The organism is Neorhizobium vignae (assembly GCF_000732195.1).
Lineage (GTDB): Bacteria > Pseudomonadota > Alphaproteobacteria > Rhizobiales > Rhizobiaceae > Neorhizobium > Neorhizobium vignae.
The window spans coordinates 141,696-165,235 of the sequence record NZ_JNNU01000010.1; the positions used below are offsets into that span (position 1 = coordinate 141,696).

The 23,540-nt window shown below is 59.8% G+C and carries 17 protein-coding genes and 3 pseudogenes; 12 read left to right on the top strand and 8 right to left on the bottom strand.

The window, feature by feature from the left end; translation table 11 throughout:
• Positions 1-872 precede the first annotated feature (872 nt).
• The 4 genes and pseudogenes from GQ59_RS18320 to GQ59_RS18335 all read right to left on the bottom strand — a co-directional run.
• Positions 873-1,834: pseudogene (locus tag GQ59_RS18320) on the bottom strand (aromatic amino acid lyase); the annotation flags it as partial.
• A gap of 186 nt (positions 1,835-2,020) precedes the next feature.
• Positions 2,021-3,031, bottom strand: coding sequence for a substrate-binding domain-containing protein (locus tag GQ59_RS18325; protein WP_051904059.1), 1,011 nt, complete (start codon positions 3,029-3,031; stop codon positions 2,021-2,023).
• A gap of 32 nt (positions 3,032-3,063) precedes the next feature.
• Entirely contained in the window at positions 3,064-4,053 is a 990-nt protein-coding gene (locus GQ59_RS18330; RefSeq protein ID WP_037083807.1) for an ABC transporter permease, read from the bottom strand.
• 12 nt (positions 4,054-4,065) lie between these two features.
• Positions 4,066-4,848, bottom strand: coding sequence for an ATP-binding cassette domain-containing protein (locus GQ59_RS18335; protein WP_201772428.1), 783 nt, complete (start codon positions 4,846-4,848; stop codon positions 4,066-4,068).
• 114 nt (positions 4,849-4,962) lie between these two features.
• Here GQ59_RS18335 and GQ59_RS18340 point away from each other — a divergent pair, with 114 nt between their 5' ends.
• The 8 genes and pseudogenes from GQ59_RS18340 to GQ59_RS18370 all read left to right on the top strand — a co-directional run bounded on the left by GQ59_RS18340 (position 4,963) and on the right by GQ59_RS18370 (position 12,499).
• The gene (locus GQ59_RS18340) at positions 4,963-5,943 is read left to right on the top strand and encodes an NAD-dependent epimerase/dehydratase family protein (protein WP_037083811.1); all 981 of its coding nucleotides are present in this window, start codon (positions 4,963-4,965) and stop codon (positions 5,941-5,943) included.
• 41 nt (positions 5,944-5,984) lie between these two features.
• On the top strand, positions 5,985-6,977 hold the full coding sequence (locus GQ59_RS18345) for a substrate-binding domain-containing protein (RefSeq protein ID WP_037083813.1): 993 nt from the start codon (positions 5,985-5,987) through the stop codon (positions 6,975-6,977).
• A gap of 142 nt (positions 6,978-7,119) precedes the next feature.
• A complete protein-coding gene (locus GQ59_RS18350) occupies positions 7,120-8,067 on the top strand; it encodes a sugar-binding protein (RefSeq protein WP_037083814.1) in 948 nt (315 codons plus the stop codon).
• Between the two features lie 169 nt (positions 8,068-8,236).
• Positions 8,237-8,668: pseudogene (locus GQ59_RS33630) on the top strand (ATP-binding cassette domain-containing protein); the annotation flags it as partial.
• 327 nt (positions 8,669-8,995) lie between these two features.
• A pseudogene (locus GQ59_RS33635) lies at positions 8,996-9,655 on the top strand (ATP-binding cassette domain-containing protein); the annotation flags it as partial.
• Between the two features lie 12 nt (positions 9,656-9,667).
• Complete coding sequence (locus tag GQ59_RS18360) at positions 9,668-10,666, top strand: ABC transporter permease (protein ID WP_037083816.1); 999 nt, start codon at positions 9,668-9,670, stop codon at positions 10,664-10,666.
• A 481-nt stretch (positions 10,667-11,147) separates the two neighbouring features.
• Positions 11,148-12,146, top strand: coding sequence for a glycosyltransferase family protein (locus GQ59_RS18365; RefSeq protein ID WP_152564380.1), 999 nt, complete (start codon positions 11,148-11,150; stop codon positions 12,144-12,146).
• 11 nt (positions 12,147-12,157) lie between these two features.
• On the top strand, positions 12,158-12,499 hold the full coding sequence (locus GQ59_RS18370) for a hypothetical protein (RefSeq protein WP_037083817.1): 342 nt from the start codon (positions 12,158-12,160) through the stop codon (positions 12,497-12,499).
• A gap of 18 nt (positions 12,500-12,517) precedes the next feature.
• On the opposite strand, the gene GQ59_RS18375 is transcribed toward GQ59_RS18370, so the two are convergent.
• The gene (locus GQ59_RS18375; protein WP_244447999.1) at positions 12,518-14,053 is read right to left on the bottom strand and encodes an ATP-binding protein; all 1,536 of its coding nucleotides are present in this window, start codon (positions 14,051-14,053) and stop codon (positions 12,518-12,520) included.
• 82 nt (positions 14,054-14,135) lie between these two features.
• On the opposite strand from GQ59_RS18375, the gene GQ59_RS18380 reads away from it, so the two are divergent.
• Entirely contained in the window at positions 14,136-14,984 is an 849-nt protein-coding gene (locus tag GQ59_RS18380) for a MipA/OmpV family protein (RefSeq protein WP_037083818.1), read from the top strand.
• Positions 14,985-15,229: 245 nt separating this feature from the next.
• Here the strand turns inward: GQ59_RS18380 and GQ59_RS18385 are convergent, their stop codons facing one another.
• From GQ59_RS18385 to GQ59_RS18395, 3 genes are all read right to left on the bottom strand, one after another.
• Positions 15,230-15,952 carry a response regulator transcription factor gene (locus tag GQ59_RS18385; protein WP_037083819.1) on the bottom strand — a complete coding sequence of 241 codons (723 nt, stop codon included), beginning with the start codon at positions 15,950-15,952 and terminating at the stop codon, positions 15,230-15,232.
• A gap of 224 nt (positions 15,953-16,176) precedes the next feature.
• Complete coding sequence (locus GQ59_RS18390) at positions 16,177-19,233, bottom strand: efflux RND transporter permease subunit (protein ID WP_244448000.1); 3,057 nt, start codon at positions 19,231-19,233, stop codon at positions 16,177-16,179.
• Entirely contained in the window at positions 19,230-20,354 is a 1,125-nt protein-coding gene (locus GQ59_RS18395; RefSeq protein WP_084683216.1) for an efflux RND transporter periplasmic adaptor subunit, read from the bottom strand. The genes GQ59_RS18390 and GQ59_RS18395 overlap by 4 nt, the downstream gene beginning before the upstream one ends.
• Before the next feature lie 436 nt (positions 20,355-20,790).
• On the opposite strand from GQ59_RS18395, the gene GQ59_RS18400 reads away from it, so the two are divergent.
• The 3 genes from GQ59_RS18400 (at position 20,791) to GQ59_RS18410 (ending at position 23,524) form a co-directional block, all read left to right on the top strand.
• Positions 20,791-21,060 carry a hypothetical protein gene (locus GQ59_RS18400; protein WP_037083822.1) on the top strand — a complete coding sequence of 90 codons (270 nt, stop codon included), beginning with the start codon at positions 20,791-20,793 and terminating at the stop codon, positions 21,058-21,060.
• Positions 21,061-21,320: 260 nt separating this feature from the next.
• Positions 21,321-22,043, top strand: coding sequence for a response regulator (locus GQ59_RS18405; RefSeq protein WP_037083823.1), 723 nt, complete (start codon positions 21,321-21,323; stop codon positions 22,041-22,043).
• Positions 22,040-23,524 (top strand): ATP-binding protein, encoded by a 1,485-nt coding sequence (locus tag GQ59_RS18410; protein WP_037083824.1) that lies wholly within the window; start codon positions 22,040-22,042, stop codon positions 23,522-23,524. The genes GQ59_RS18405 and GQ59_RS18410 overlap by 4 nt, the downstream gene beginning before the upstream one ends.
• Positions 23,525-23,540: the final 16 nt, after the last annotated feature.

Genomic DNA, 23,540 nt, shown 5'->3' on the forward strand with positions numbered 1-23,540 from the left:
AAGCTAAATTAGGGAGATGCCGATGACTTACGAATGGGATGCGGAACGTTTTCTTATGGCTCGTGCGAAAAAGAGGGGCGCCAGCGTCAGCCTGATCGCCATAGCCACCATGCTGGTTTACAGGGCGTTGGTTTGAGCGGGAGCGGCGCGATCATCGATCGCCACAAGGGAACCGTTCAGCACTCGAACGGTTAGAACACCATCAGGAGGCCGGGAAAGCTCACATCGCCAAGGACCATTGGGTGATCGAGAACTTTTCCGGGAGAACGGACGCAGTGCGACCGCGCTCTACTCCCGACATGGGCCCTGCCAGTTAGTCCTGCTGGCGGGGCTTTTTTTGTGCTTGCTCCAACCCTAACCACGCTTTGCGCTTGTCTATCTGTCCCGGGCAATTTGCGATAGCCAGGGACGAAACGCCCCGCAGCCGGCTAAGGCTACGGGGCTCAGGCCCGCCACGAAACGCGCGAATAAGTGCGTCACCCCGACTTTGGCTGGGCCAGCTCCTAGGTCAATCAACGCTGTTGCTCGACCCGGCCGAGACGCCCCCGACGATCGAGAATGATGTCGCGCTGGCCATGGACGCTCCCTGAGCCGCCTTCACTTCGTTGAGAGCGCCACCGCGATTGCCTGCCTCTGATTCTTGTTGAGCTCGGCAATGTTGGTCGAGAGCGCGGCGACGGAAGAGCGCATTTGACGACATTGCAGCCACGAACGCTTCGATCTGCCAGACCGCATCTTGCCCCCCAGGTTGGACTGTCGCCGACCGAGATTGGTAACCCATTCGCCGAGCTTGGCGGCCAAGCGCGGACCCGCCGCATCGTTCCGCCCTGTGGCAGGCTCACCCTTCGCGGAGCAACGGTCCAAAATAATCGTTACAGAACCAGCGTGTCTCCTTCCGAGGAGATTGGGGTTGTTCCGATCATCGCGCGAACTTTGGCGACCGCGACGTTCAGCGGTCGGTCGTCACGATAAAAGGAGACCGTCTCGCGAACCCGTTTATGGAGAACCGTCGCCCGCGCCGCCTTTTTTGCTGATCCGGTCTGCAAGTCATACGCCTGCGCTGCAGCCATCACTTCGATGGCCAGGACGGTCTGCAGATTGTCGATGATCGTCAACGCCTTGTCTGCTGCCGGCGTCGCATGGGTCAGGATGTCCTCCTGCAGTGCCGAGGTGATGCCTCCATCAAGGCTTGCGGGTGCCGCCAGCCGGCGGTTTTCGGCGACGAGTGCTGCTGCCGTGTACTGGATGATCATGAACCCGGATGCGACGCCGCTGGCCTCGGCGAGAAAGGCCGGCAGTCCGCTGACCAGGGATTGACCATCCGGTCGATCCGGCGTTCGGATATGGCTGCGAGCTCTGCTGCAGCCGTTGCAAGGCTGTCCATGGCAAGACCGAGGGCGGCGCCCACCGCATGGGCCTGCGAATGGACTTCGGGCGTTTCAGGCGAACCGGCAACGATCGGATTGTCCGTGACACTCGAAAGTTCCTGATCAACGATGTCTGCGACATACGCCAAGGCATCACGCACGGCCCCGTGGATCTGCGGCACGCCACGCAGGCTCAACGCATCCTGGGTGCGGCTGCCGGCCGATTGCGCGAGAAGCGCGCTTCCGGCGAGCCACTGGCGCAGATTGCGCCCGACATGCTGCAGACCGGGTGATTGGCGCAGCGCCAGTGGCATTTCCGCGAAGGGATCGGCCTGGGCGCCAAGATTCTCGTAGGTCATCGCGGCAGCGGCAACGGCCCAATCGGCAAGGTGGAAGAGACGCGAAACCGCCAAGGCACCGAGACCGGTGGCACATGGCGTTCCATTGACGAGACTGAAGCCTCCTTTGCCTGCAGCATGCTTCGGGGCCGGCTCGCCGGGCCGCTGGTTGTCAAAAACCACACCCATGTGCTGTTCCCGACCTCATCCCGAGCGTTCTATACACGCGAGGTCTACCTTCTCGATCTCGAAACGGAGACGTGCTTCTGATTGATAACATCAGATCGCCGAACCGGGCTGCAGCCCGCGGTGGATTTAGACGGATTCGCGCTCGACAAGCGCGCATTCGACCTTCAGCTGGTCATGGCTGCTTTTCAGGCCGCCGGCGATGTCGTGGATCATTTCCACGGCCATGGCGCCCATCTCGAACAGCGGCAGGTGCAGGGTTGTCAGCGGCGGACGGATGAACTGGGCGATGTCGCGATTGTCGAACCCGATCACGGAGACGTCCTTCGGGATGGACTTTCCCCGCTCCTTGAGCGCCTCGACGCACCCCAGCGCCATCAGATCGTTGGCGCAGAAGATGGCGTCGGGGGGATTGGGCAGGTCCATCAGGAAATGGGTTTCGCTATAGCCTGATGACGGCTCCCAATTACCGTAGCGCACCAGTTGCGGGTCGAAGGTGAAGTCGTTGCTGGCCAGCGCCTGCTTGTAGCCGCGCAAACGGTCACGCGGATTGTCGAGACCCTCCTGGCCGTTGATCAAGGCGATCCGGCTGCGGCCGGCACGGATTAGCCGCTCCGTGGCGGCGCGGCCACCGGCGACGTCTCCAGGCACGATGGAGGGCAGTCGTCTGTCCTGGTCGTAGCAATTGACCAGCACTGAAGGCACGTTAAACAGGGCCGCCGGCGGGTCAATCTTGCGGGTCAGGATGGTGCCGAAGATATAGCCCAGCAGGGGTTGTTGCTGGCACAGCGAAAACACGTCCTCCTCGGGGTCCTCGCCCGCACGAAAAATCCCGAGCGTGACGATAATGCCGAATTCGAGCGCCTTTTCCCGCGCTCCCTCGAAGGCGAGCGCCATCCAGGGATCGGTTGTCAGCTCGTCCGTGATAAAGCAGATGACCCTGCTGTCCGATAGGTCTCCAGACGGCGACCTGTTCGGGAGTCTGTATCCAAGCTCCTGAACCGCATCCATTACCTTTTTGCGCGTGGCTTCGCTGAAGCGGGCGCCGGAACTGCCGTTGAGGATCAGGGAAACGGTTGCCTGTGACACACTTGCTCGGGCCGCGACATCCATCATGGTTGGTTTCAAGGAGTTCTCCATGCCGCTTGCCACAATACCGCGAGGTTTTCCACCTATCGCCGCATATTCCGGAATCGGTCGAATGCCACAGCAACGATTATGAACGTACCTATGAACATTCCCTGCCAGAAAGTCGAGATCCCCAACAGGATCAGGGAGTTGCGAATCACCTCTATCAACAATGCGCCAACCACCGCACCAAGCGCATTTCCCTCCCCGCCCGCCAGGTTGGCGCCGCCGATCACGGCGGCCGCAATCACGGTCAGTTCCATTCCCTGTCCGAGATTGGTCGTGACGCTTCCCAGCCAGCCGGCCATCAAGATGCCGGCCAGCCCCGCGGTCATGGCCGAGAACATATAGATACTGACTTTAAGTCTCCGCACCGGGATGCCGGCCAGCACAGCCGCATTCTCGTTACCGCCGATGGCAAAAAGATGCTGGCCCCACCTCGTCCAGCGAAACACCAGCGACATGACCACGGTCAGCACACACAGCACATATAGCGGATGGGGAAGCCCGAATGTCGAGCCGCCGCCGATCCATAGCAGCCGGCCGTGATCGGGGCCGAACTCCCATATCATCTTGTTGTCCGAAAGTACCATCGCCAGAGACCGGGCGGCCGACAGGCTCCCAAGCGTCACGACAAAGGCCGGCATGCCGGCATAAGCGATCAGGATGCCGTTAAGCAGGCCGACCAGCAGGGCGGCTCCCAGGGCAAGACCGGCAGAAAGCCAGAAACCCATGCCCCCAGACATGGCCACACTGATTACCATGGCGCTCAGCACCACGTTCGAGCCGACGGACAGGTCGATGCCGCCCGATGCGATCACGGCCGTCATGCCGATGGCAATGATCGCCACGAAAGCGAAGTTTCGGGCGACATTGAAGAGATTACGCTCGCTGGTGAACGCGTCAGTCATCAGCGACAGGGCCAGGCATGCCAGGACGGCCGCTATGAAGACCCAAAAGACCTGCAGGTTCTTCAGCCGGGCAAACCAGCTGTCGTGCCGGGAATTGTTGATGATCTCGTCGAGTGTCGTCATGGCGATTTTCTCCTAGGCAGCATCGATGGCGCCGGTGATCAGTCCGGTCACTTCCTCGGGCGACGAGGCGCCCACCAGTTTGTGGCAGACCAAGCGCCCGCGGCGCAGGACGGCGATCTTGTCGGATACGCTGAAGATGTCCGGCATCCGGTGGCTGATCAGGATCACGCTGATGCCGCGGTCGCGCAGGCGGCGGATCAGGTCGAGTACTTCAGCCACCTGGCGCACCGAGATGGCCGCCGTCGGTTCGTCCATCATCACGATCTTCGGTTCAGACAGCAGCGTGCGGGCGATCGCGACCGCCTGCCGCTGCCCCCCGGACATGCGGCGCACGAGCTGCCGCGGGCGCGTTTCGGACTTGAGCTGCTTGAACAGGTCGGCTGAGACTGTGTTCATCCGCTTGTAATCGATATATCGGATCGGCCCGAACCGGCGCAGCGGCTCTCTGCCCAAGAAGACGTTTGAGGCGGCCGAGAGATTGTCGGCAAGCGCGAGGTCCTGGTAGACCATCTCCACCCCTTCACGCTGCGCATCAATCGGCCTGTGAAAGACGACAGATTTTCCATCGATGCTGAGTTCGCCGGTAGACGGGCGGAAATTGCCGGCGATGATCTTGACCAGCGTGGACTTGCCCGCGCCGTTGTCGCCCATCAGTCCCAGCACTTCCCCTGGTTCGATGGACAACGACACGTCGTTGAGTGCCTGGATGGCCCCGAAGTTTTTCGAAATTCCCGAAAAGACAAGTCGCGACACGTGGCTCTCCTCCCCCGCGATGGCTTCCTGAGGCGCCGGCAGGCGGCACTTCGCCCCGCCCGCGCCCCTGTTTTGCGCATTTAATAACTAAATACTTGACTTAATATTATTAGTAAACAAAATCCGTCACGCAAGAATGTTGCAGGGGAGTGCGACATGAAACTGCTGGTGACAGGCGCCACAGGGAAGGTAGGGCAGGCTTTCCTGCCGGCGTTCCTGTCTGATCTCCGTTTCGCGGATTGGGAGGTGGCGGCGCTTTGCAACAACAGGACCATCGAGCCCGCAGACCGCCTGTCCGTCGTCGCCGGTTCCATGTCGGATCCCGCCGTCGTCGCCGACGCCTTGCAAGGGGTGAGCCATGTGATCCACATGGCCGCCGTCAAGGAAACGCCGGAACATATTTTCGATGTCGCGCTTAAGGGCCTTTTCCTGCTGCTCGACGCGTTCCGCAAATCCGATACCGCCCGGCAGTTCATCCTTCTCAGCGGCGATTGCACCGTGGGGCATATCTTTCAACGCTACGACGAGCCGATCACGGAAGCCTCGCCGCGTCGCGCCTACAAGGGCTGCTATGCCCTGACCAAGACCCTCGAGGAGGTGATGCTGGAGCAGTTCGGCATCCAGTATGGGGTGAATTGGACGACCCTGCGGTCGCCCTGGATCATGGAAAAGGATGACTTCCGCTTCGCTCTTGCCCTGGGCGACGACCAGTTCGGCGGCCCGAACTGGGCGGAACTGATCGATGCAGATGCGCTCGAACAATATCGCACGGGCGGCTATGCGCCCGTCATGCGCGACGCCGGGGGCGGCTACCTGAGGCGCAATTTCGTCCATGTCGACGATGTGGTCGGGGCGATCCTGGCTGCCATCGACAACCCGCACGCCAGCGGCCAGCTCTTCAACATTTCAATGGACCAACCAGTGGATTACGGCGATCTCGGAGCACGTCTGGCGGCGCGGCATGGACTAAGGCCGATCGAGATCGACACCCCGTTTCACAGCAACTGGCTCGATAATTCCAAGGCAAGAATGCTGCTTGGCTGGGTACCGCAGGTCGATCTCGAGCAGATGATCGATCGCGCGTGGCGCTACGAGCGCGCGGACAACGACCCGCGCATTGTCTGGTATCCCGGCTGAGGCATGAGGCCTCGATCGGTGTAAGAGGAGGAGGAAAGAAAATGAAAATCACTCTATTGGCAATGGCGGCCATATCAGTTGCGGCGATCGCTGCGGCGCCGGCCGCTGCGCAGGGTAAGAAGACGTTGGCGATCGTCGTCAAGGGTCTCGACAATCCTTTCTTCGAGCAGATCAATCTGGGATGCAAGAAGTGGAAGTCGGAGAATGCGAGCAGCGAATATGAATGCCTCTATACCGGCCCGGCCTCATCGGCGGATGAGGCCGGTGAGGTCCAGATCGTCGACGACCTGCTGACGAAAGGCGTTGCGGCCATCGCCATTTCGCCCTCGAACGCGCCGGCCATGGCGACCCGCATCAAGGCCATCGCCCCGTCCGTTCCGGTCATGACAGTCGATGCGGACTTTCTCGAGAAGGACCACGGCCTGCGAAAGACCTATCTGGGCACCGACAACTACCTGATGGGCGTGAAGATGGCCGAGCAGGCCATGAAGCTGAAGCCCAAGGGTGGATCGGTCTGCCTGCAACTCGGCAACGTGGCGGCCGCCAATATCAATGCCCGCGCGCAGGGCTTCCGCGACACCATCGGCGGCGCCAAGAATATCGATCGCCTGACCGGACAGGGCGGTTGGAAGGAAATCGCAGGGTGCCCGGTTTACACCAATGACCAGGCTGACCTTGCTAACCAGCAGATGTCCGATGTGTTCACTGCAAATCCCACGCTGGACGCCTTTATCCTTGTTGGCGGCTGGGCGCAGTTTGCCCCGCAGGCCTATGCGCAGGTCACGGACCAGGTGATGCCCAAGCTCAAGAGCAAGGATCTGATCATCATCGCCGGCGATACGCTACCGCCACAGACCAAGGCCTTCCGCGAAGGTCGAAGCCATTCGCAGGTTGGCCAGCGCCCCTTCGAGATGGGCTACAAGGCGCCTGACGTCATGATCAAGCTGATTAAGGGCGAGAAAGTGGCCGATCCACTGTTTACGGGCCTTGACGTCTGCAACCTCGACGATCCGGGTTTCTGTGCCAAGAACTAGTGCGGATCCATGCCAGGGACCGAGGCGCCGGTTCGTTTCAAGGCCCCTGGCAGGATGCGAATTATTAATAATAGCATTAATTTCGCCAGCAGATGTGAAACCGTGGTTAGCGCGACCTTTGAGGGCCGCGGGGAGGAGCAACATGAAACGTCTCAATTCGCTGATACTTGCCGCAGGCCTGGTGCTTGCCGCCAGTCCGTCACTTGCCGAGGACAAGCCGGCGCTCGCCTTTGTCGTCAACGCCGCATCCGATTTCTGGAAACTGGCTGAGGCTGGCGTGAAGGCGGCCCAGGCCGAATTGCCGGGTTACGACCTGCAGTTCCGTTACCCGGCTCAAGGAACCGCCGCCCTGCAGAATGCCCTGATGGACGATCTGGTCGCCGCCGGGGCGGATGCGATCATGATCTCGTCGGCCGATCCGAAAAACTCGATCGACGCCTTCAACAGGATCGCGGCCCAGGTGCCGCTATTCACCACCGACAGCGACGCGCCCGCCAGCAAGCGCATCGCCTATCTGGGTTCGTCCAATACGGATGCCGGGGTCCAGGCCGGCGAGATCGCGCGGGTGGCCATGCCCAAGGGCGGAAAATGCATGGGCTTCGTCGGCTTCCTGGGGGCCGACAATGCCGTCGAACGGATCGCAGGCTTCCGAAAGGCGGTCAAAGGATCCGGCATAGAGCTGGTCGATGTGCGCGGCGACGACGTCGATTTCGCCCGCGCCCGGTCGAATGTCGATGACGTGCTGGCCGCCAACCCCGACATCACCTGCATGGTCGGCTTCTATTCCTATAATCCGCCCAAGATCTACGAAGCCCTGCAGGCGGCCGGCAAGCTGGGAAAAATCCAGGTCATCGCCTTCGACGAAGATCCCGTCACGCTCGGCGCGGTGAGGGAAGGCAAATTCGCCGGAACGGTGGTCCAGGATCCCTACCAATGGGGATACCAGGGCATGAAGCTGATGGCCGCCTACCTGAAGGGCGACAAGTCGCAGATACCGGCAAACGGCCTGATCATCGTGCCGACCAAGAAGATCGACAAAGGCAATGTCGATGCCTTCGCCGCCGAACTGAAGGCACGCGTGGGGAAATAGAAGTCGTCTCCAAAACGGTCCTGCTGCACGAACTCGCCTGGTTCGTGCAGCACCTGTCCGTTCCTGCCATCCGGGAGTTTCGATGACGGCCCATCGGCAAAAAGACATATCGCTCGACCTTCTGGGGATCACCAAGGTTTATCCGGGAGCAATCGCCCTCAACAATGTCTCGCTGAGCATTCGCGGCGGTGAGGTGGTCGGCCTGGTTGGAGAAAACGGTGCGGGGAAATCCACGCTGATGAAAGTGCTAAGCGGCGCCATCACGCCGGACGGAGGTCGCATCGTCATCGATGGCGAGGAAGTGACATCTCTGACATCGGCGCGCGTGCATGAGCGCGGCATCGCCCTTGTCCACCAGGAACTCAATCCGTTTCCCAATCTCGATGTGACGGCAAACGTCCTTCTGGGTCGGGAAATCAGGCGCGGGATGTTCGGCTTTCTCGACCAGGCCGCCATGGAGCGCAAGGTCGCGCCGATCCTCGCCAGGCTGGATACTCGTTTCGGTCCGAATGACGCTGTCTCAGCCCTGTCCCTGGCCGACCACCAATTGCTTGAAATCGCCCGCGCGCTTTCGATCGATCCGCGCCTGCTCATTCTCGACGAACCCACGTCCAGCCTGACCCTGTCCGAGACCAAGCGTCTCCTTGACGTCATCAGGCAGCTGAGCGCCGACGGCGTGGCGGTGCTGTTCATCACCCACCGCCTGGCTGAAATCGAGGAGGTGGCGAGCCGCGTCGTGGCGCTGCGTGACGGCCGCAATGCCGGAACCCTCGGTTGCGGCGAAATCACCAAGGACGCCATGATCCGGTTGATGATCGGACGCGATGTCGGCCAGTTCTATGAAAAGGCAGAGCATGATCCCGGCTGGCCGGTCCTGGAATTGAAGGGCCTGCGCACGAAGGCCTTTCCGCAGCATCCGCTCGACCTTTGCCTGCGCGCGGGCGAAATCCTGTGCCTGACGGGCCTGGTCGGCGCGGGGCGTACGGAGCTTGCCCGCGCGCTTTTTGGCATAGACCGCATCGAAGGGGGGGCGCTGGAAATCAAGGGCCAGCGGCTCGCCGACCATTCCGTTCCAGCCGCCATCGCCGCCGGCCTCTGCCTGGTCCCGGAGGATCGCAAGACAGAAGGCCTTTTTCTCGATTTCTCCATCACCGAGAACATCGCCATGCCGAGCCATGCCGCGCTGTCGCGGCTAGGATTTGTCGATATGGGCGCCGAGACCGCCCTGGCTGAGGCATCGCGGCGCAAGCTGAACATCAAGACGGCAGGCCTTGGTCGCGCGGCGGCAGAAATGTCCGGTGGCAACCAGCAGAAGGTGGTCTTGGCCAAATGGCTGGCAATGAAGCCGAGGATAATCATTCTGGACGAGCCTACGCGCGGCATCGATGTCGGCGCCAAAGCGGAAGTCTACCGCCTGATGCAGGCCCTCGCCGCCGATGGGGTAGCGCTGCTGATGATCTCTTCGGACATGGAAGAGGTGATCGGGATATCCGATCGGGTCGCCGTCATGTGCCGCGGTCGCCTCGCCGGTACGCTCGTACGCGATCAACTGACCGAGGAGGCCATTCTCCAACTGGCCGTGGAATAGGGACTCCCTAGCATGCAGAAAAAAGATATCGGATTAGCCACGCTTGTGATCACCGTCGGCGCAATCGTCGCGGTGATCAACCCACGGTTCCTGTCGCCGATCAACCTGGCCAACACGGCAAACCTGATCGGCCTGTTCGGGCTGTTCTCCATTGCCGAGGCCTTCGTCATCGTCACGGCGGGCATCGAACTGTCCATCGGCTCGGTGATCGCCTTGATTGGCGTCATATTTATCGATCTCATCGCCAGCTTCGGCGTTCCCTGGCCAATTGCACTTGCAATCGCGATGGCGCTGTCGCTCGCCATCGGCCTTCTGCACGGCTGGCTGATAACCCGCCTCAAGCTTCAGCCTTTCGTCGTCACGCTGTGCGGGCTTTTGATCTATCGCGGCATTGCGCGCTTCTACACCAGGGATGGCACCGCCGGCTTCACCTTCGGGTCCGACTTTCCGATGCTGGAATATCTGATCGCGGGCCGCACAGCCGGCGTGCCGCATTCCGTCGTCGCGTTCCTGCTGGTAGCTGTTGCCGCCTGGTTTCTCCTGCACCGGACGGTGCTCGGCCGGCATCTCTTTGCCGTCGGCAAAAATCCCGAGGCGGCGAGTTTTGCAGGTATCGATACAACCAGGGTCGTCATCCAAGCCTATATGCTCTGCACTTTCCTGACGGGCATTTCGGCGGTATTTTTCGCCATGTATACCCGCTCTGTCCAGCCCTCATCCCATGGCAATTTTTACGAGCTGTATGGCATAGCCGCCGCGGTCCTTGGCGGCTTCTCCTTGCGGGGTGGCGAGGGGTCGATCATTGGTGTGGTGCTGGGCGTGATCCTGCTTCAGGTACTGCAAAACCTCGTCAATCTTTTGGGCATCCCCTCCTCACTGAATTTCGCCGTCATGGGCAGTGTCATCCTTGCCGGTGTGATCGCCGACACCCAGTTTTCCCGCTACCGCGACGCCCGCAGGCAGGCCACTGCCATGGCCGCCTTAGAAGACGGCAGCAAACCTCAAGTGTGAGCTGAAAGCTTCCGACGAAGGCTACCTTGCAGGGGCGAAACGGCATTTGGAGAAGGCAGGCGTATTAGGACCGCTCGGCACAGATACAGTCAATGTTTTGACTGGGAACAAGTATCGCTTTCGGCATTCCTGGAGGCCAGACGATGGGCATCGCACGAAAAGAGGGACATCGCGGCGTTCCATCCCCCAGACCGGTGTATCGATAACGAAGGTCGAGTCATCGATGGGCTCCGGCCGGTGAAACCTCCTCCCCCGGTTTGCGAGCTCATCATCGCGCTGACTAGTTCATCGGGCGAGCGTTCAGCATATCGCAGCCACGGCGCAACTTGCATAGGGCCTTCGCCTCGTCATGCGGCGCACTGTCGGTCATCCGCACCGCCGACATCAATGACAATCTTCGGCAACATCATATAACAACTATAAACAATCATCCGCACCAAAGTCGCTTAACCGTCTTCCAGATTATTGATGGAGCGGCATGATGGTTACGATTGTTTGCATGAAATGGGGAACGGCCTTCACCGCCAACCATGTCAATGCTCTTTATGCCGGCGTATTGCGCAACATGGAGGAGCCGTTCGACTTTGTGTGCCTGACGGACGATCGTCGCGGCCTTGCTTCCACCATTATCACCCGTCCTATCCCGAACCTCGGCCTACCCGAGCAGGCGTGGAGACGAGGGTGCTGGCCCAAGATCGGAGTGTTTGCCCCCGGTCTTTTCCCGCCTGGAGAGGTCGTGCTTTTCCTCGATCTTGACGTCATGGTCCAACGATCACTCGCTCCGCTGATCGGCTTGCTTCGAGAGCGCCGCCATTTTGTGATCCAACGGGAATGGAATCCGGATCTCTGGAACCTGCTCCCAAACAGCTGCAGGCCGGACAGGGGTGCGCAGTCATCCGTCGTTGGATTTCATGCGGGAAATGTCGATGAAATTTACCATGACTTTGCAAGCAAGGCTGACGCGATTATCGCGCAGTTCAAGAACGACCAATCCTACCTGACGCAGGCGGTTCGGCAAAAAAGTTATTGGCCGACAGGTTTCTGCGTCAGCTTCAAGAGAAGCTGCACGAAATACTTTCCCATCAATCTGCTCCTGCCGAGGATCAAGCAGCCGCGGAACGCGAAAATCATTGTTTTCCACGGCAAGCCCAGGCCCTGGGATACGATGGTCGAAAAAGGCGAGCGATGGGGTTCGAAAAGGCGATTTGGCGTCGGGCCCGTACCCTGGATCAAGCAATATTTCAATCAGGCCGACGCCATGTTGGCTTCCCTCGCGGGCGAACCGGACCCAGTCGTTCCACACGCTTGGCGCACAAGTCCGATATCGGTCCCCAGAGCTGCAGCCAAATTCGAGGCAGGCGCGACAGTAAGCGCCGGTCCAGAAGGGGTAAGCCCCCCGGATTATGGCCAGCGCTACGCCGCCTCCGCGACAGGCAATGCGGACAGCACCGGTTCGCGCTGTGATGGAAGAAGGGAATAGGTGAGCATGACATGGTTGACGTGTCGGAAGGCATTCGGGAACGTCCGCCAGTTCTCGTTTATGTTGCAAACCAGAAAGTAGCCGCCCAGCTGTGCAACATTCTCGGCAAGCATGAGTTTGCGCTCAAACATATCGATGACAGGCACAAGTTCACCGAGGAGTTGCGGCAGAATCGATATGCGGCGATCGTTACCAACACCGCGCAGATAGCCGAAGCCAGAAAACACGCCCGCAAGCCGATCATCAACTACGAAATCTTCGTTCACGACCGTCCAGACGAAGACAATCGCCCTCGGATTCATTTCGATACCGCGGCATTTGTCCAGCGCATTCGCTTTCACGTGGCGGATTAAAGCCATTCGCGCAAACGTTCACCGAACCTGCGCGGTGACGCCGTCAGCCTGGAGATCTGCTGGAAACGTAAACCGTGCCAACAACCCGGATGGCTCCCCGTCCAACAGCTCCAGCGTTCCCCGGTGGGCCTGCACGATTTCCGCAACGATGGACAATCCAAGCCCGAAACCAGCGTTGCCATCAGTCCTCGCCGCATTCAGTTTGAAGAATGGTTCCAACACCCTTGCACGTGATTCCTTCGGTATCCCGGGACCATTGTCCGACACGTCGACCACCACCCTGTCTCCGCTTCGCTTCAGCTCGATTGCGACCTTCTCGCCAAATTTCACGGCGTTTTCACAAAGATTGGTCACTGCACGCGTTATCGCGAGGGGCTTGCAATTGGCGGACAGATGATTGGGGCCGATATAATTGATCTTATGGCCCACATCGTCAAACTCGCTGCAGATCGTCTGCAGCGTCGTTGCGAGGTCAATCGTTTCCACCTGCTCCCGATGGTGGTCGTCACGCAGATAGCTGAGGCTCTCCTTGAGAAGGCTATCGATGCGAGAGATATCCGCCAGCAACATATCGCGCAATTGCGCGTCGCCGACCCGCTCCACTCGAAGTCTCAGTCTCGTCAATGGCGTGCGCAGATCGTGGCTCACTCCACGCAGCATCCGCGTCCTGCTTTGGATCATATCGGTGATACGACCGCTCATCCCGTTCAAGGAGCGTGCAACAGCAACGATCTCCACGCTGCCTTCCTCGTCGAAGATGACCCGGCCGGACGTGATGTCGGCATTCGCAGCCGCTGAAGCAATCTTCCGCAGCGGTCGCGTGATCGCCCGGACCCCGAACGAAGAAAACAGCACGATCAAGGTGATGAGCGCCAGTAGATAGTGTGGCCCCCGGACGAGGACCTCGCTCCAGAACGCCGTGCTTGGAAGACCGCCCAAAACGAGGATTGTTTTGTCGTCAACCTCGGTTGAGAGGACGCGCTTGTCATCGACAAAGGTTTGCCAGCCACCGAGTGGCGTCTGCCTCCCGTCGGGGGAAAAAAGCCAGTCTATCGTCGCGTCCAGGACGCTTTCCTGCGGTGATGAGTTCTTGAACGTTTCCGCCAGGGCGCGCGGTCGCAGATTGAGATCCCAACCGGCACGATTGGCTGCACGAAGAACGATGTCGCGTTCCTCAGGCGTGGCTGTTTTGAGGATGGAACCTATCGTAAACACACTGTCGGCGAGTTCCTCAACGTCAACCATCGGATATCCATTTCCGACACGCTGCTCGAGAAAAGAGCCGCCTAAGACGGTGATGGTGAGGCCGAGAAGAATAACGCCGGTGATCTGACTGTGGATCGTCGATAGGCCTGGAAGCCGCCGGAAAAACATGAGCACCCTGTCGAAATTATGAAGCGCGCCTGAGCCGACGCCGCTCAACGAAGCAGAAATATAGGCGAACTCCCTCACAAGGTCCCAAATTTCTTGCTGCTTGATTGTTACGTTTTGTTGCGGCCGGGCCGCCGCGTTGCTGATCGCGGCGAGCCGCAACAAAGCGTAACAAAAAAACACGCACCGGGGGGCTCCGGCATGAAACACAAGCCGTCGCAGGCTCCTCTGTGTGGGGGGACTGATAACCTGTTCTGGAGCCCTTATGCTAGATCTTGAAAAAGCCAAGCGGCGTCTTTCGCCCCTCGCCTTATGCGCCGCATTCAGCGTTGTAGGATTGTCCCCAAACGCCTATGGCGCCGACCAGGCCACCACGGAGCAGACGCCGGAGCCACCTTTCGACAGGCAGCGTTTCGACAAACGCCAGCCGGAGCGCAACTGGAGCCTGATCGTTGGTGCCGGCGCCTCTTACGATCCCAAATACGAAGGGAGCGACGAATTTGAAGTCAGCCCCATTCCCTTCGTGGTGTTCAGCTATGGCGAATGGTTGGAAATCGATCCAGGTGGGATCAGCGTCACTGTCCTGGATCAAAGCGGATTTTCCATCGCCGCTCAGATCGGTTATGAAACGGGGCGGGATGACGGTGACGGTGATCGCCTCCGCGGGCTCGGCGACATCGATTTCGCCGCAACAGTCGGCGCAAAGGTCGGCTATGAATGGGGTCCGGTGGAAATCTATGCGAGCGTTGACCAGACCATCGCTGGCAGCGAAAGCCTGATTGGAAAGTTTGGTATCGAATACTCGGCACCCGTCACGGAGCGTCTCATTCTGGGCGCACGCGCCGAAGCCACCGTGGCCGATGACAAGCATATGCAGGCTTATTTCGGCGTCGATGCCGCGCAGTCGGCACGTTCAGGCCTGCCTGAATATAAAGCAGGAGCAGGCTTGAAGCGTGTCGATCTTTCTGCCTCTGCCACATACGCTCTGAGCGATCATTGGTTGGTGCGCGGGGAAGCAGGCATCGGAGTGCTCACCGGAGATGCCGCGGATAGCCCTATCGTTGAGAAGAAGATCCAACCTTCCGTTTCTGCTTTTGTCGGCTACAAGTTCTGAAGCCTCGCAGAGAAATGAAAGGCGTGTCGCCTGCACGGTCGCTTCCGATCCATAAGGCGGCACACGTTGGCCCTGGCGATATCTTTGACTGCCAGAGGTTATGCCGTGGCACTCGCAGCGGGCGTCCAGCGCCTGCTCGAGGTCATAACATCTGGCACCAAACGATCTTGCTCGGCTATTTGTGCTGGCCCTGCTACCGCGGCCGCATGGCATTACGGCGCCGGAGAACGATTGAGGCCTCTGTTTCAGACTTCCTCCACCGACGCGGTGAAAGTATATCCTCCCAGCCTGACCGTCTGCAGGAGCGTTGGCTCGCGAGGATCAGCCTCGATCTTTTGACGAAGGCGGCTGATATGCACATCAATACTGCGCTCGATCGGCCCTGCCAGCCCGGAATGGGTAAACAAGAGCAGTTCCTCGCGGGTGATGACCCTGCCCGGATTTCTGCAGAACGCCAGCAGCAGATCAAATTCCGTTGTTGTCAAAGCGACGCGAGCGTTGCTGGGATCGTGAAGCCGGCGCCGCATCGGGTCAATCACCCATCCGTCGAAGCGCAACCTCCTTTGAGCGGAGCTGCTTGTCAGGCCATAAGAGGCGCGGCGCAGGAGACTGCGGATCCGAGCGACCACTTCTCTCGGGCTGAAGGGTTTTGTAATGTAGTCATCGGCGCCGACTTCAAGTCCCACGATCCGATCGACTTCCTCTCCGAGTGCCGTCAGCAGGATTATCGGGATCGTTCTTTCCGAACGGATGCGTTTGCAGATGCTTAGGCCATCTTCGCCCGGCAGCATGACATCGAGGATGATCAGATCATAGGAATTGCTGCGAAGCAGGGACTGCATCACGTTTCCGTCCTCGGCCACGGTCGGCAGCATCCCGCTTTCTTGAATTGTCGATGCCAGAAGATTGCCGATTTCGAAGTCGTCTTCCACGATCAATATCTTCGCGGACGCTGAATTGGGCTGCATAGGTCTTTCCCTGTTCGAGGACCCTACAATGGGCCGGCTGCTGGTCCTCAGATATTTCGCTTTGTTAAGTTTTGTTGCGGTCGCCACGCGCAGCGTACAGGATACCGAACGCATCTTGCTATGGCGATAAGAGCCGCACCGCCCTGCGATATACGGCAGGGCCGGCCAGGTGGTTGGCCGGCCCTCCGCTGGGAGTGCAAGCGTCCTTGCGACGCCTGCAACCTTCAGATCTCGGCCGACTGGAGGAAGGGCTTGAAGATCCGAGCGGTACGATCGCCAAAATCGGACATGATCAGGTGGAGCGATGGGATGACGATCAACGAGAGAACGGTAGAAACGAGCAGACCGCCAATCACCGCGATCGCCATGGGCGCCTTGAATTCGCCGCCGTCCCCTACCCCGAGCGCGGAGGGGGCCATTCCCCCGATCATAGCAAACGTGGTCATGATGATGGGGCGAACCCGCTCCGAGCAGGCTTCAACGATCGCATCGACCCGAGACAGTCCATCGGCTTCGCGTTCAATGGCGAAGTCCAGGAGCATGATGGCGTTTTTCGTGACGATCCCCATCAGCATCAGGATACCGATGACGACGGGAAGCGAGACGGCATTGCCGCTGAGCATGAGGCCAGCTGCAACGCCACCGATCGACAGGGGAAGGGAGGCCAGAATGGTCCAGGGCGCCAGCAGGCTTCCGAAAAGGAGGATCAGAACGACAAGCACGAGCATGACACCCGATCCCATCGCCACCGCAAAGCTTGAGAACACCTCGCCTTCGGTATCGGAATCCCCGGTCGCCTGAATGCGCACGCCCGCCGGCAGGCTCTTGACGCTTTCGAGCTGTGCCAGCCTGTCGAGACCCTGGCCTGACGTCGTACCGTCAGCCATGTCGGCTGAGATTTCGATGCGACGCTGGCGATCGAATCGCTCGATGGCGGCGATCCTCTCATCAAAGCTGACGTCGGCGACGGAAGACAACGGAACCGATGTGCCTCTCGTCGTCGGGACTGACAGCATTTCGAGGGTTGGCAAATCGTCGCGAGCATATGTCTGGAGCAGCACACGGATTGGAATCTGTCGGCCGCCGTCGATGAAGTTGGGCAATCGACTATCGACGTCGCCCACCGTCGATACACGGATCGTGCGGGCAAGTTCTGCCGGCGATACGCCGATCGTTGAAGCCTTGTCCGCGTCGATTTTCACCCGCAGTTCTGGTCGCGTTGCCGCGTTGTCGGCGGTCGGGTTGACGAAGTTTTCGTCGACGGCAAGCTCCTGAAGTATGTTATCTGCCGCCCGCTGAGCCAGAACGCCATCCGCAGACAGGACAGCGAAAGATATGTCCCGCCCGCCGCGGGTGTTGAGAAAGCGCAGCCTGACGTCAGAAATAGAGGAAAGCGCCTTTTCAAGATCGGCTTGTATCGAGAACGATGAACGGTCGCGCTCGGATTTGTGGAGCAGATCGATCAGGACGACCGCATATCGTACGTCTTCCTGTCCGGCCGTACTCGACCCTGCCCTGACGAATACGCCTTCCACCGCGAAGTCCCGCCGGATCAGGGCAGCTATTTCGTCCGTCGCCGCCCTTGTTTCGTGCAAAGCCGCCCCAGGGGGAAGCTCCACCGAGAGGGTCAAGCGCCCGGTGTCCTCTTCCGGCAAAAAGGCGGTCGGCAGCGAGGTCAGGGCGTATAAAGCCAGTGCAAAGGCCGCAAAGGCGCATCCGACTGTCATCCATCGCCACCGCAGACCGACCTTCAGCAGCCTCTCATAGGCCGACACCAGACGCCCTCTGCGAATCTGCGACGGAGGGGCGTTCGTCATGATGTATGCAGCCATGATCGGCGTGATCAATCGGGCCACCAGAAGTGAAAAGAACACCGCTATCGCAACGGTTAGCCCGAATTCTCGAAAGTACAGCCCGACCACGCCGCTCATGAAACCCACGGGTGTGAAGACAGCCATGATGGTGGCCGATATGGCTATGACAGCAAGCCCTATTTCATCAGAGGCGTCCAATGCAGCGCGGAAGGCGGATTTGCCCATGTCGCGGTGACGCACCACGTTCTCAATTTCAACGATCGCATCATCCACGAGAATTCCTGTCACCAGGGTGATCCCAAGCAAACTGAGAATGTTGAGGGAAAAGCCCAGGAGATCGACGGCAAAAAAGGTCGGGATGATCGAAAGCGGAAGCGCGATTGCGGCTACGACCGTGGCCCGCCAGTCGCGCAGGAATAGATATACGACGACGATTGACAATGCCGCGCCCTCATAGAGGGTATGCATGGCCGAGTTGTAGTTGCCTGCCGTGTAGGACATATTGTCGTCGACCAGCTTGAAGCGGATCGACGACTGTTCGAGATTTAACTTCTCCAGTGCGGTGGCCACTTCCTGCGCAACAGCGAGTTCGCTCGAACCCCTTGCGCGATATACCGCGAAACCGACGACGTCCTCCTGATCCAAAGTGGCAAAGGCCCGGGCTTCGGCGATCGTATCCTGGACGCTGCCGACATCTTCCAGTTTCACACTGGCGTCATCCGACAGGAGGATGCGAGAAGCACCGAGTTCGGCGATCGTCTGCGCCGCCGCGACGGCCGTCAGCGTCCGTTCTCTGCCATTCAGGTTGCTGCGGCCGCCAGAACGATCCAACTGGCTTGCGATGAGGCTTTCGTTAACGGCATTCGCCGTCAGGGAGAGCGCCTGCAATCGCGACGGATCGAGTTCGACATGGATCTCCCTGTCAGCACCTCCGACACGATCGATGCGGCCAACGCCCTTCAGGCCCTGCAAATGCCGGGCAACGACATCGTCGACGAACCACGAAAGCTCTGCGACGGTCATGTCCGGGCTTGTCACGGCATAGGTCACGACCGCTTGCGCTTCTTCCTCGGCCCGTTCGATCACAGGCTCATCTATTCCGTCGGGAAGATCGCTGCGGATTTTCGCAACTGCGTCGCGGACGTCACCCATGGCGCGGTCTGGCGAAATGACGCCCAACTCGAATTCGACAGCGGTAACCGAACGGCCTTGAGTAACGGTCGACTTGATCTCTTCCACCCCCGCAAGAGACGCTACCGCGTCTTCAACAAGGCGAGTGACTTCAGTCTCCAACTCGCTCGGCGCGCCGCCGGGTTGGTCGATAATGACATTCACCGCCGGCTCGTCGATGGTCGGGAAGTAGGTGACGGGCAGCCCTGAAAAGCTGTAGAGACCCGCGGCGACAAGGACTAGGAATAGGAGGATCGAGGGAAGCGGATTACGGATCGCCCAGGCGGATATGTTCATTGAAATCGCGCTCCGAGCCGATTTGAGGTAGGCGTGGATGCGTCGGCACGCGCTGCCGGCGTCGCGGCCAATACGGGCCTTACCCTCTCCTGTGCCTTCAGGAAGGCACCTGATTTCAGGACCACCTCCTCGCCCTCCCGGATGCCATCGACGATTTCCACAAAGCCGCCTTGCTGGGATCCGATGCGGACCGGACGGATATCCACGAGCCCGTTTGAAACGACGTAAACGTTGTGGCCAGCCGCAGTGCTTTTGACGGCCGTCCCCGGGAGGAGAACATTTCGCCGGTCTTCGATACCGATGCTACCGCGCGCAAAGACGCCTGGGACAAGTCTGGCCTTGTCTGCAAGCTCGATCCGCACGGTCCCGCTTCTGGTCCTGGGATCGAGTTGCGCGGCGTTCAGGCGGACGGTTCCCGCGATGGCTTGGTCACGTCCTGGCAAGGTAATTTCGGCACTCATACCTTCGCGCAGCCGAACGAAGCTTGTCTCCGTCACCTGCGCCACGAACTCGATATCATCATCGTCAGCGATGACAAAAAGAGGTTCGGCTGAACTTGATGTCATCGCACCCACACGCGCTTTCCGGCTCAAGATACGACCCGAGCTGGGCGCCCGCACGGTGCTTCTCTGAACAGTCAGTTCGATTTCCCGCCGCTCGCTGGCGATCAACTGTTGATCTGCGTTGGCGAGCTCCAGCGATTGGCGCGCCAGTCGCAACTCCGCGACGGCTCGGGCGTGAGCGTTCAAGTCCTCCTCGAGGACATTGTCGGCGATCGCACCCTTTGGCTGCAGCGAGCGGCTGCGTTCCAGCTTCTTGCGTGCTTCGGCTTCGGTGACCATCGCCACATCTATCTTGCTGCTGTCAACCGCCACGGCAGCATGCGCGCGAAGGACGTTCACTGCATTCTTGTCCAGCAACATCAGGGCTTCGGTCGTGTCCAGGACCGCGAGCGCCTGGCCGCGTTCAACATGTTGTCCGGCCTCTACCAGAACCTGCCGCACCTCCTTGCCGAGGACCGCGGGATAGACCTCGATCTCTTCGCGCGCCGCGAGCGAACCAACCACCTCGATCCTTTCCGTCAGCGCACCTCGCTTGGCGATGATCGTCGTTACCGGCATTTGAGCGTCTGCTGACGCCACCGTCGAAAACACACATGCGAGCACCGCCGCTTTACCGACAAGCGCGCAGCATCGTTGAAGCGTGGATGATGCGGTTGATAATGCGATCATTGAGTGGACCTTTTAAGTGGGCCGCCGAGCGCCCTTGACTTGTTTGGTCACACGATAGCGATGGGAAGGAGCCACACTGTGTAGTCACATTAAGAAATGTTACGGCACGCTCGTGTCTCAGGTTCTTAACGGGCGCCGCCCGTTAGATGGAGCGGCACCGACCCCAGTGGCCGGCGCTAAATCGCCTGTTTTCACCTTCAGGCATGGAATGTTGCGATGCGATACTTTGCGACAATTTCCCTGTTTTGCGGCATACGCGTGCGACAAACACCTTCTATGTTTGGGATGCGTCAAGGAGACGCTATCGAAACTGAAGGAAAAACTCATGACCAAGATCTTCCTATCCTCCGCTATCGCTGCTCTGCTGGCTTCGGCCGCATTCGCCGTCCCGGCGCTTGCCGAGGGTGATTATTATGAAGGTGCCTCCAAGAGCGGCGCTTCGTCGCGTCCTGCCAATCCTCTGCGGGTCGACAGCACCAGGACCTTCGGTTATCCGAGCACGTCCGGCCAGTCGGTGTTTGGCGGAACCACCCGCGATGATCGTCGCCCATTCGACAGCGGCGACTATTATGAAGGCGCCAACCGCCCGAACTGACAACTCGCAGTTCATTCAAGGCACCGTCCGCGGCAAGGTCGCAAATATTGCCGCGGCGGCCCCTCTCCGGTCTGGGCAGAATCCAGGCGGATGAGCGGGGAACCAAAGGTATCAATTTCGCTGCAGTCCCACCCCGCCCTATGCCAGCCCACGCCCAATCGTGCGCACGTCGTGGGAGCCGGGCCTGGGAACTTGCAACAGAATTCGATGGAAGGGCTTGCCGACGCAATGCTATCATTTCCGGGTGTAGAGGGCAGTTCATGCAGGCATCATCCCATATCGCAGTTGTCGATGATCATCAGGACATCCGGGATCTGGTCGGGAAATATCTCGGACAGCAAGGTTATCGCATCAGCTCCGCCGACAGCGGCGCCGCCTTGCGCAAGATCCTGGAGCGAAACGTCCTTGACCTCATCATCCTCGACATCATGATGCCCGGTGAAGACGGCCTTTCGGTGTGCAGACACATACGCAGCACGACGAACGTGCCCATCATATTCCTCACCGCCATGGCGGACGATACCGACCGCATCATAGGCTTGGAATTGGGAGCGGACGACTATGTCGTAAAGCCGTTTAATCCCAGGGAATTGCTCGCCCGCGTCCGCGCCGTCCTGCGGCGGGCAACCACCCTGCCAACGCAGCCGCGCGACAACATCAAGGCAAAAGTCATCAGGTTCGACCAATGGCGGCTTGATGTCGGCCGGCAAGAACTGACCGACGAGGACGGCGTTGTCGTTTCCCTGAGCACCGTGGAATTCCGTCTGCTCAAAGCCTTTCTCGAGCATCCCGGGTTCGTTCTCACGCGCGATCAGCTCCTTGATCTGACTGCCGGCAAAGCCGCGGAGATTTTCGACCGCAGCATCGACCACCAGGTCAGCCGCTTGCGCAAGAAGATCGAAGCCGATCCCAAGAACCCGACAATCATCAAAACCCATTGGGGCGGCGGCTACAGTCTTTCCGCCGATGTGGTGCTGCAATGATACGGTTTTGGACCAGAAGTCTCGCTGCGCAGTTTATCGGTTTCATGCTCCTCGCGCTCGCGAGTTCCCAGGCATTGTCGTTCCTGATCTCCTGGGACGAACGCGACAAGGCGCTCAAGGCAGTATCAAAAAGCGAATTCTTCAGCCGCACCGCGACCATTACCAGGCTCATGGAGTCGATTCCGCGCAACCTGAGGCAGGACGCCCTCGCCGCCAGCGAAACCAGTTATGCCCGGTTCTGGCTGAGTGAACAGGCTCCGGATGACGCCGACGCCTGGCGGGGACGCGCCGTCGAAGAGCTTGCGCGTCCCCTGCCAAACCTCCCGAACTTTCCGCCGGAATGGCGCGTTCAGCCGGCAGCCATCGACAGGCCGGAAGAACGCAGGAGGATTGTCGCGAAAAACGCCGGCGAAGCCTGGGTCACGCCCGCGCCTGGTGTGTGGAGCCTCGCCCAGCCGGCGAGGTTCGCCTATATCGGCCAATCGGACGGGTTTGGCCTTGCGGTCCAGCTTCAAGACGGACTGTGGCTGAACTCTGCCTATTACAAAGTCATTCCCAATAATTGGTGGACCTCACAATCCCTCTTCACCTTGTCGATTACGGCCCTCATCCTCTCGGTCATCGGGGTCTTGACGGCGAACCGTATCGCAAGACCGCTTCGACGGCTTGCCGTGTCGGCGGAGGCTCTGGGTCGCGGAGAGTCGCTCCCGCCCCTGCCGGAGGAAGGGCCGGACGATATCCGACGGACCGCAGAGGCATTCAACCGGATGCAGCAGAGCCTTCACCGCTTCGTGGAAGACCGGACCCGGATGCTGGCGGCAATCGGCCATGACCTGCGCACTCCGCTGACATCCTTACGTTTGCGCGCCGAGTTTGTCGGAGATCCGGAACTCCAGCAGAAGATGCTGGTCACGATCGACGAGATCCAGGTCATGACTGAGGCAACGATCGCATTCGCAAAGGGCGAGGCGACGGTCGAGGAAACAAAAACGGTCAATCTCAATGCATTGGTGGAGAGCCTGTGTGCCGATCTGGAAGAGATGGGCCAACGGGTCGAGTATGTCGAAAGCAGGAAGATAACCTACAGATGTCGTCCCGACGGGCTACGGCGCGCTGTCCGCAATCTCATTGAAAACGCGATCCGTTATGGCGGGCAGGCCACAGTCTTCGTGCGCCAATCGCCATCGGCGACTGAAATCATCGTGGAGGATCCCGGCCCCGGCATCCCTGAGGCGATGCGCGAGAAGGTCTTCTCTCCCTTCTTCCGCCTGGAGAAGTCTCGCAACCGTGAAACGGGCGGGGTCGGTCTGGGCTTGTCCATTGCCAGAGCAATCGTTCGACACCATGGCGGGGATATCGTGCTTGCCTCGAACAATCCGGGCTTGAGAGCTTCGATCTCTCTTCCCGTCATCGAGCGACCTGAACTAACACAAGCGGCTCGACGTCCACGAGAAAACATCGCGGCGCAATGGACGCTCTAGCTCCTGCCCGAGGGCG

What these genes read in the sequence shown, in the direction of transcription:
- GQ59_RS18350 (WP_037083814.1), top strand. Translation starts at nt 7,120, where the DNA reads ATGAAACGTCTCAATTCGCTGATACTTGCCGCAGGCCTGGTGCTTGCC.
- GQ59_RS18365 (WP_152564380.1), top strand. Translation starts at nt 11,148, where the DNA reads ATGGTTACGATTGTTTGCATGAAATGGGGAACGGCCTTCACCGCCAAC.
- GQ59_RS18385 (WP_037083819.1), bottom strand. Translation starts at nt 15,952, where the DNA reads ATGCAGCCCAATTCAGCGTCCGCGAAGATATTGATCGTGGAAGACGAC.
- GQ59_RS18405 (WP_037083823.1), top strand. Translation starts at nt 21,321, where the DNA reads ATGCAGGCATCATCCCATATCGCAGTTGTCGATGATCATCAGGACATC.
- GQ59_RS18330 (WP_037083807.1), bottom strand. Translation starts at nt 4,053, where the DNA reads ATGACGACACTCGACGAGATCATCAACAATTCCCGGCACGACAGCTGG.
- GQ59_RS18325 (WP_051904059.1), bottom strand. Translation starts at nt 3,031, where the DNA reads ATGGAGAACTCCTTGAAACCAACCATGATGGATGTCGCGGCCCGAGCA.
- GQ59_RS18390 (WP_244448000.1), bottom strand. Translation starts at nt 19,233, where the DNA reads ATGAACATATCCGCCTGGGCGATCCGTAATCCGCTTCCCTCGATCCTC.
- GQ59_RS18370 (WP_037083817.1), top strand. Translation starts at nt 12,158, where the DNA reads ATGGTTGACGTGTCGGAAGGCATTCGGGAACGTCCGCCAGTTCTCGTT.
- GQ59_RS18400 (WP_037083822.1), top strand. Translation starts at nt 20,791, where the DNA reads ATGACCAAGATCTTCCTATCCTCCGCTATCGCTGCTCTGCTGGCTTCG.
- GQ59_RS18380 (WP_037083818.1), top strand. Translation starts at nt 14,136, where the DNA reads ATGCTAGATCTTGAAAAAGCCAAGCGGCGTCTTTCGCCCCTCGCCTTA.
- GQ59_RS18395 (WP_084683216.1), bottom strand. Translation starts at nt 20,354, where the DNA reads ATGCCGGTAACGACGATCATCGCCAAGCGAGGTGCGCTGACGGAAAGG.
- GQ59_RS18360 (WP_037083816.1), top strand. Translation starts at nt 9,668, where the DNA reads ATGCAGAAAAAAGATATCGGATTAGCCACGCTTGTGATCACCGTCGGC.
- GQ59_RS18410 (WP_037083824.1), top strand. Translation starts at nt 22,040, where the DNA reads ATGATACGGTTTTGGACCAGAAGTCTCGCTGCGCAGTTTATCGGTTTC.
- GQ59_RS18340 (WP_037083811.1), top strand. Translation starts at nt 4,963, where the DNA reads ATGAAACTGCTGGTGACAGGCGCCACAGGGAAGGTAGGGCAGGCTTTC.
- GQ59_RS18345 (WP_037083813.1), top strand. Translation starts at nt 5,985, where the DNA reads ATGAAAATCACTCTATTGGCAATGGCGGCCATATCAGTTGCGGCGATC.